Raw genomic sequence first — 7,961 nt, forward strand, 5'->3', positions numbered from 1 at the left:
CGCGCCGGTCACTCGCCGGCCTGCCGGGCGGCCTGCTGGAGCGCGTCGAGGGCCTTCTTCGGGTCGCTGGCCGCGCTGCCGATCTGGGTCTTGACCTGTGCGGAGACGGCGGGCCAGGTCGGGTCGCTGAGCGGGTAGAAGGTGGCGGTGGGCAGGATCTGCAGGAACGGCGCGAGCGCCTTCTCGTCCGGGTCGGCCTGGAGAGCGGTGAGCGCGGACCGGGTGACCGGCAGCAGGTTGTACTCCTTGTCGAACTTCACCGTGTTGTCCTTGCTGTAGGCGAAGTCGAGGAAGGCCTTGATCTGGTCCTTGTGGCCGCTCTTCTTGAAGGCCATCACCCAGTCGGCGACGCCGAGGGTGGCCTGGGAGGCGCCGTCCTTGCCGGGCAGCGCCGTCCAGGTGACGTCCATGTCCTTGACGTCGTTCAGCTGGGTGGGGATGCCGTTGAGCATGCCGACCTTGCCCGAGGCGAAGTCCTTGGCCAGGTCGGTGCGGTTGACGGAGGCCGGGCTCTGCTCGGTCAGACCGGCGTCCACCCAGCTCTTGAGCTGGGTGAAGGTGTCGATGTTGGCCTGCGAGTTGATGACGTACTGGCCCTTGGCGTCCTGGTAGCCGCCGTGGTTCTCCAGCATCCAGATGAACGCCTCGCCCTGGGCCTCCTCCCTGCCCAGCGGTACGCCGAGCGGGATCTCCACGCCGGCGTTCTTCATGGCGGTGGCGGCCGCGGTGAGGTCGGCCCAGGTCTTGGGCGGGTTGGCCGGGTCGAGGCCGGCCTTCCTGAAGAGGGCGTTGTTGATCAGGAACATCCGGGCGCTGGAGATGAACGGGATGCCGTACTGGGTGCCGTCCTGTTCGCCGGCCCGGGCCATCGCGGGGAGGAGGTCCGCCGTGGTGGCGGCGGAGAGGACCTCCTGGGCCGGGTAGAGCTGGCCGTTCTTGGCGAAGTCGGCGTAGCCGCCGGTCTGCAGGATGTCCGGCTGGTTGCCGTTCTGCACCATCGTCTTGACCTGGGTGTCGATGTCGTTCCAGTTGATGACCTGGAGGTCGACCTTGATTTTGGGGTTCTGCTGCTCGAAGGCGGAGATCACCCCCTGCCAGTACGCCTGGGTCGGGTTCTGTCCGTTGGAGCCGTAGTCGGCCGCGACGAACTTGATCGTGGTGACGCCGTCGGCGGAGGTCGAACCGGAATTCGATCCCTTGCTGCACCCCGACAGCGCGAGCGCTCCGGCCACCGTGGCCGCCGACAAGGAGAGCAGACGCCGCTTCATCTCTGATACCGCCTTTGTAGCTGGGGCCGGCCCCAGCGGCGGCCCTGGTGGGGGATCGTGCAGTTTGCGCGAAGGTGCGCTGTGCGCGCGATATTTGGTCAATATCGAGCATCAGTGTCACCAGAGTGTGCACCGCCGCCTTCCTGGCGGGCTAGCCGCGTTACCGAAGCGTTGCAGTCGGAGTTGAGGCAACCCGGCCCCCTGAAGCTGCTTGACATGTGACTGAAACTGCTCAATCGATCGAAGACCGTATCGACGGCGCGCGGTCATGTGGCGAAGTGGCGCCGACGGAGAGCAAAGGCGGCTGGCCACCAGCGTTGCTCATAGATGACGTATTGGGCTATGAATAGATCAGTTTCAAGCATTGTGGCTCGCCAGTCTGAGCGAACGTCGGGACGGACCGAAGCCCGAGCACCGCCCCCGAGCCCCTACCGAGGAGAGTCCTGAATGAGTCATGTCGAGCGGGAGATCGCCAGTCAGCCGCAGTGCTGGAGCAGGGTGCTGGAGCTGGAGCCCGCTGGGCTCCCGGAGCGGGGTGAGCGGGTGGCCGTGATCGGCTGCGGAACGTCCCTGTACATCGCGCAGGCGTACGCGTCGTTGCGCGAGGCTGCCGGGCTCGGGGAGACCGACGCGTTCGCGGCCTCGGAGTTCCCGGCCGCCCGCGGCTATGACCGGCTGGTCGCCATCAGTCGCTCCGGGACGACGACCGAGGTGCTCGCCGCCCTCGCCCGGGCCCAGCACATCCCGAGCGTGGCGCTCACCGGCGACCTCGACACGCCGATCAGCACGGCCGCGAACACCGTCGTGGACCTGGAGTTCGCCGACGAGAAGTCGGTGGTGCAGACCCGCTTCGCCACCACGGCGCTCGCCCTGCTGCGCGGCCACCTGGACCTGGCCCCGGCCGACCTTGCCGAGCAGGCAGAGCGGGCGCTGACCGAGGACCTGCCCGAAGGCGCCGTCAGCGCAGGCCAGTTCACCTTCGTCGGCACCGGCTGGACAGTCGGCCTCGCCAACGAGGCGGCGCTCAAGCTCCGCGAGGCCTCCGGAGCCTGGACCGAGTCCTACCCCGCAATGGAGTACCGGCACGGCCCGATCAGCATCGCCGCCCCCGGCCGGGTGGTCTGGTTCTTCGGCGAGCCGCCGACCGGACTGCTGGAGCAGGTGCAGGGCATCGGCGCCGTCACCTCGGTGACCACCCTCGACCCACTGGCCGACCTGGTACGCGCCCAGCGCCTCGCCGTGGAGCTGGCCAAGGCCGACGGACTGGACCCCGATCAGCCGCGCAACCTGACCCGCTCGATCGTCCTGGCCCAGCCGTGACCAGAGTGATCGCCCTCGATGTCGGCGGCACCTACATCAAGGGCGGCACGGCCGACGAGGGCGGCATCCTGCGGGAGAGCGACCGCTGGTTCACCGGAGCCGAGCGCGGCCCGGACGCGGTGCTGGAGACGGTGCTGGCGGCGGCCCGCGAACTGGCCGACCGGCACCGCCCGGCGGCGGCGGGCATCGCGGTGCCCGGCATCGTCGACGAGTCGTCAGGAACCTCGGTCCTGGCGGCCAACCTCGGCTGGCGCCGACTGCCGGTCCGGGACTGGCTCGCCGAGGAACTGGGCGTCCCGGTGGCACTGGGCCACGACGTCCGGGCCGGCGGCCTGGCCGAAGCACGGATCGGCGCGGGACGCGGCAGCCGGGACTTCCTGTTCGTCCCGGTCGGCACCGGCATCGCGGCAGCCGTCATGTCCGACGGCCGGGCGGTGACCGGTAGCCACGTGCGGGCCGGGGAGCTCGGCCACCTGGTGGTCCGGCCCGGCGGGCCGGCCTGCCCCTGTGGCGGCCGGGGCTGCCTGGAGACCGTCGCCTCGGCGGCCGCCATCGCCCGCCGCTACACCGCCGCCACCGGGGAGGGCGGGGTCACCGCGAAGGACGTCGGCGAGCGCGCCGCCGCCGGGGACCAGGCCGCCGTCACGGTCTGGAACGAGGCGATCGAGGCGCTGGCGGACGGGCTGGCCGCCGCGATCACGCTGCTGGACCCCGAGCGCATCGTGATCGGCGGCGGCCTCGCCAGGGCCGGCGAGCCGTACTTCACACCCCTGCGCGCAGCGGTGGCCGAGCGGCTCACCTTCCAGACACTGCCGCAGGTCCTCCCCGCCGAACTCGGCCACGAGGCCGGCTGTCAGGGTGCCGCCCTGCTGGCGCTCGACCTGCTGCATCGGAAGGCCGGCCGGTGATCCTGACCGTCACGCTCAACGCCGCGCTCGATGTCACCTACCGGCTCGACCGGTTGCGCCCGCGAGGGAGCAACCGCGTCCGGTCGACGGCCGAGCGGGCCGGTGGCAAGGGGGTCAACGTGTCCCGGGTGCTGCACGCCCTCGGCCACGAGACCGTGGTCACCGGCTTCGCCGGGGGAACCGCCGGCGCGACGCTGCGGCGCGACCTCGCCGCCGCCCGCCTGCCCGAACGCCTGCTGCCGATCGCCGGGGAGACCCGCCGCACGGTGGCGGTGGTGGACGAGAGCGCCGGGGACACCACCATCCTGCTCGAACCGGGCCCGGCGATCTCGACCGAGGACTGGGCCCGGCTGCTCGACCACCTCGACGGCCTCCTGCCCCGGGCGTCGGCGGTGGTGTTCTCCGGCAGCCTGCCGCCGGGCGTGCCCGAGGACGCGTACGGCCGACTGGTGCGGCTGGCCCGCGCACACCGAGTCCCGTCAGTGGTCGACGCGGACGGTGCCGCGCTGCGGGCCGCGCTGGCGGCCGGCCCCGACCTGGTCAAGCCGAACGCCGACGAACTCGCCGCCGCATCCGGCCTGACGGACCCGGTCGCCGCGGCCGGTGCGCTGGTCGACGGCGGAGCCGGGGCGGTGGTCGCCTCACTCGGCCCCGACGGTCTCATCGCCGTGACGCCGCAGGCGAGTTGGCGGGCCAGGCCGCCGGATCACCTGGCCGGAAACCCCACCGGAGCGGGAGACGCCGCGGTGGCCGCCTTGACGCTCGGCCTGGTCGACGCCACCCCCTGGCCGGAGCGGCTGGCCGAGGCGGTGGCCCTGTCCGCCGCCGCCGTGCGCGCCCCGTTGGCCGGCGACTTCGACCCCGACGTCCACCGCCGCCTGCGACCGCTGGTGGACGTCCACCCCCTGCACTCTCAGAGGAGCCCCCGATGCCCTTGACCGGAACCGGCGCCATCGTCACCCCCGCGGCGGACTCCGCACGCGGGGTGGGCGCCTTCAACGTCATCCAGCTCGAACACGCCCAGGCCATCGTGGCGGGCGCCGAGGCGGCCGGTGCCCCCGTGGTCCTGCAGCTGAGCGAGAACGCGATCCGCTACCACGGGCAGCTGGCCCCGATAGCCTCCGCCGTGCTCGCCACGGCCCGCACCGCCTCGGTGCCGGTCGCGGTCCACCTCGACCACGCGACCTCGGCGGACCTGGTGACCGAGGCCGTCGAACTCGGCTTCTCCTCGGTCATGTTCGACGCCTCCGTGCTGCCCTACGAGGAGAACGTCCGCGCCACCGCCGAGGTCGTCGCCCGCTGCCATGCGGCAGGCGTGTGGGTGGAGGCCGAGCTCGGCGAGGTCGGCGGCAAGGACGGCGTGCACGCCCCCGGTGCGCGGACCGTTCCCGCCGAGGCCGCCGCCTTCGTCGCCGCGACCGGCGTCGACGCCCTCGCGGTGGCCGTCGGGACCTCCCACGCCATGCTCACTCGCGACGCCGTCCTCGACTTCGACCTGATCGCCGAACTGCGCGCGGCCGTACCGGTCCCGCTGGTCCTGCACGGCTCATCCGGCGTGGCCGACGAGCACCTGACCCGCGCCGTCGAGCACGGTATGACCAAGGTCAACATCGCCACCCACCTCAACCAGGTCTTCACCGGCGCCGTGCGGCGCGCCCTCGAAGACAACCCGGAGCTCGTCGACACCCGCCGTTACCTGGGCTCCGGCCGGACGGCCGTGGCGGCGGAGGTCTCCCGCCTGCTGCGCGTCCTCAAGGCGCCGGGGGCCTGAGGACGGTGACGCGCCGAGGCCCCTCCCGACACACGGCGGGCCTCGGCGTCGCACTGCCCGATGTTGCCCTACCTTCATGCTCAAAAGATGGACGAAGATGCTTGATAGTGATTAATCAAGCTGCATTAAGCGCATATATTGACAACATCAGCCATGGTGCACTGCACTGGTCGGCGCAGGCGCAGGCGCAGGCCTGCCGGACATCTCATCGGCGTCACCCGAAGACGGCGAGGACCGCGCCTCGGACCGTCACTTCACCGCATCCGGAGCGGACTTGCCCGTACCGCGCGCTACGCCGAGCGGCCCGTCGGCCCCTCCGACGGCCGACAGGGAGGTGCGCGCGAGCAGGTGAGCGACCGGGTGCCGGTTCCGCGACAACCAGTCAGGAGTACATGGCTCATGGCACTTGCTTCCTATCGCCGACACAGGCGATCCGTCACCGCGGTCATCGCCGCGATCGCTGCGTCGACCGGCTCCTTCCTCGCTCCGAGTGTTGCCGTCGCGTCGCCCACCGCCACCAGCCCGAACGGCAACGCACTGGCCGTGACGCCGCCGATGGGCTTCAACAACTGGGCACGGTTCGGCTGCCGCGCCGACAACCCCAACCCCGGTGACGCGGGGGTGAGCGAGAAACTGATCCTGGCCCAGGCCAAAGCCCTGGTCGACAAGAAGTTGGCGGCCAAGGGGTACGACACGGTCACCGTGGACGACTGCTGGATGGCCGCCTCGCGCGACGCGACCGGCAACCTCGTCGCCGACCCGACGGTCTTCCCGCACGGCATGGCCTGGCTCGGCAGGCAACTGCACGCCAAGGGACTCAAGTTCGGCCTCTACGAGGACATCGGCACCGACACCTGCGGCGGCTACCCCGGCAGCTGGAACCATTTCCAGCAGGACGCGAACCTCTTCGCGTCCTGGGGCGTGGACTACATCAAGCTCGACGGCTGCAACATGCCGGCCTCGGCGAACACCGCGGCCGGCTACAGCCAGGCGTACAAGGACTTCGGCGCCGCCATGAAGGCCAACGCCAGCGGTCGCGACATGGTCTTCTCCGAATCCTCGCCCGCCTACTTCTACATCGGCCGGTCCGACCTCGCCGACTGGTACACGGTCATCGACCAGGCGAGTCGGAGCGGCCAGCTCTGGCGCGAGGGCTACGACGTCAAGATGTACCACTCCTCCCACAACGCCTGGAGCCACGACGGCAACCAGGCAGGAGTGATGACCCAGTACGGGTACAACTCGCAGCTCGCGCGCTACTCGGGCCCCGGCAGCTGGAACGACCCGGACTTCCTCATCACCGGTGACGCGCTCACCGACGAGGAGTCGCGCAGCCAGTTCGCGCTGTGGTCGATGATGGCCTCGCCCCTGATCCTCAGTACCGACATCCCCAACCTCTCCGCCGCGTCACTGGCGACGCTGTCCAACACGGACATCATCGCGATCGACCAGGACCCGCTCGGCAAGCAGGCGGGCGTCGTCTCCCGGAACGGCACCGTCGACGTCCTCTCCCGCCCGCTGGCCAACGGGGACCGGGCCGTCGCCCTGCTCAACCGCGGAACCGGCGCGATCACGGCCGGCACCACGCTCGATGCCGTCGGCTTCCAGGGCGACGGGTGCTCGGCCGGCGTCAAGGACCTGTGGACCGGAACGAGGTCCTCCAGCACCGGCACGATCAGCACCTCCGTCCCCGCGCACGGCACCGCGATCTTCCGCGTGACCCCCGGTGCGGGCTGTACGGGCCAGCAGCCCACCGGACAGATCGCCGGCATCGGTGGGAAGTGCCTGGACGACGCGTACGCAGGCACGGGCCCGGACAACCCCGTCACCCTCTACGGCTGCCACGGCGGTGCCAACCAGCGCTGGACGATGCCGGGCGACGGCACCGTCCGCACCCTCGGAGGCTGCCTCGACGCCGTCTACCGGAGCGACGACAGCCGCCATGTGGGCTACTGGGCCGTGCTGAACCCCTGCGACGGGCGCGCCAGTGAGCAATGGGCCTACCAGCGCAACGGCTACCTGCAGAACACCGGCCTGAACCTGTGCGTGGACGACTACGCGTCCGACACCACGGACGCCACCCCGATCATCGTCGACGGCTGCGGCGTGAGCGAGGTCAACCAGGCCAACCAGATCTGGGTCCTGCCCGTCTGATGACCTGTGGTCGCCGTCCGCCGTCGAGGCGGGCGGCGACCCGGCCGTCAGCGGGGTCGGCCCCCGGGGCGCGTGCACCGTCGCACCGCCTTCCCACCGCGCTCCCCACCGGCGACGCCGCCATCGCGAGCAGGTACCGCATGAGTGCTCAGTCGGCCTTCACGGGCCGGAAGGTCTCGCCGCCGAGCACCCAGCGGCCGCGGCGCATGACGGCGACGAGGTCGTAGCTCCCGGAGTCGACGACGACGAGGTCGGCGAGCTTGCCGGTCTCCAGCGAGCCGATCGAGTCGCTCAGGCCGAGCAGCCGGGCCGGGGTGGCGGACAGCGACTCCACGGCCTGGCCGAGCGTCAGCCTCCCGACGGTGAGGGCTCTTCGGAACACCCGGTCCAGGGTCAGCGTGGACCCGGCGATGGAGCTGCCGTCGGGGAGCATGGCGACGCCGTTCTTGACCTGGACCTGGAGGGGGCCGAGGGGGTAGAGGCCGTCGCCCATGCCGGCGGCGCCCATCGCGTCGGTGATCAGGGCGACCCGGTTCGCGC

General features: G+C 71.2%; 7 protein-coding genes. 5 read left to right on the top strand and 2 right to left on the bottom strand.

The window, feature by feature from the left end:
* Positions 1-8 precede the first annotated feature (8 nt).
* Positions 9-1,268 (bottom strand): ABC transporter substrate-binding protein, encoded by a 1,260-nt coding sequence (locus ACZ6EM_RS14410; RefSeq protein ID WP_401048636.1) that lies wholly within the window; start codon positions 1,266-1,268, stop codon positions 9-11.
* 447 nt (positions 1,269-1,715) lie between these two features.
* On the opposite strand from ACZ6EM_RS14410, the gene ACZ6EM_RS14415 reads away from it, so the two are divergent.
* The 5 genes from ACZ6EM_RS14415 (at position 1,716) to ACZ6EM_RS14435 (ending at position 7,421) form a co-directional block, all read left to right on the top strand.
* Complete coding sequence (locus ACZ6EM_RS14415) at positions 1,716-2,588, top strand: SIS domain-containing protein (protein WP_401048638.1); 873 nt, start codon at positions 1,716-1,718, stop codon at positions 2,586-2,588.
* Positions 2,585-3,496 (top strand): ROK family protein, encoded by a 912-nt coding sequence (locus ACZ6EM_RS14420; RefSeq protein ID WP_401048640.1) that lies wholly within the window; start codon positions 2,585-2,587, stop codon positions 3,494-3,496. Before ACZ6EM_RS14415 ends, ACZ6EM_RS14420 begins: the two co-directional genes overlap by 4 nt.
* The gene (locus tag ACZ6EM_RS14425) at positions 3,493-4,434 is read left to right on the top strand and encodes a 1-phosphofructokinase family hexose kinase (RefSeq protein ID WP_401048642.1); all 942 of its coding nucleotides are present in this window, start codon (positions 3,493-3,495) and stop codon (positions 4,432-4,434) included. Before ACZ6EM_RS14420 ends, ACZ6EM_RS14425 begins: the two co-directional genes overlap by 4 nt.
* Positions 4,425-5,267 (top strand): class II fructose-bisphosphate aldolase, encoded by an 843-nt coding sequence (locus tag ACZ6EM_RS14430; protein ID WP_401048643.1) that lies wholly within the window; start codon positions 4,425-4,427, stop codon positions 5,265-5,267. The genes ACZ6EM_RS14425 and ACZ6EM_RS14430 overlap by 10 nt, the downstream gene beginning before the upstream one ends.
* Positions 5,268-5,666: 399 nt before the next feature.
* Positions 5,667-7,421 carry a ricin-type beta-trefoil lectin domain protein gene (locus ACZ6EM_RS14435; protein WP_465772489.1) on the top strand — a complete coding sequence of 585 codons (1,755 nt, stop codon included), beginning with the start codon at positions 5,667-5,669 and terminating at the stop codon, positions 7,419-7,421.
* 148 nt (positions 7,422-7,569) lie between these two features.
* On the opposite strand, the gene ACZ6EM_RS14440 is transcribed toward ACZ6EM_RS14435, so the two are convergent.
* Positions 7,570-7,961, bottom strand: a 392-nt coding sequence (locus ACZ6EM_RS14440) for an amidohydrolase family protein (protein WP_465772490.1), incomplete at its 5' end; no start/stop codon positions are given.

The organism is Kitasatospora sp. NPDC041917 (assembly GCF_055589745.1).

What these genes read in the sequence shown, in the direction of transcription:
- ACZ6EM_RS14415 (WP_401048638.1), top strand. Translation starts at nt 1,716, where the DNA reads ATGAGTCATGTCGAGCGGGAGATCGCCAGTCAGCCGCAGTGCTGGAGC.
- ACZ6EM_RS14410 (WP_401048636.1), bottom strand. Translation starts at nt 1,268, where the DNA reads ATGAAGCGGCGTCTGCTCTCCTTGTCGGCGGCCACGGTGGCCGGAGCG.
- ACZ6EM_RS14430 (WP_401048643.1), top strand. Translation starts at nt 4,425, where the DNA reads ATGCCCTTGACCGGAACCGGCGCCATCGTCACCCCCGCGGCGGACTCC.
- ACZ6EM_RS14435 (WP_465772489.1), top strand. Translation starts at nt 5,667, where the DNA reads ATGGCACTTGCTTCCTATCGCCGACACAGGCGATCCGTCACCGCGGTC.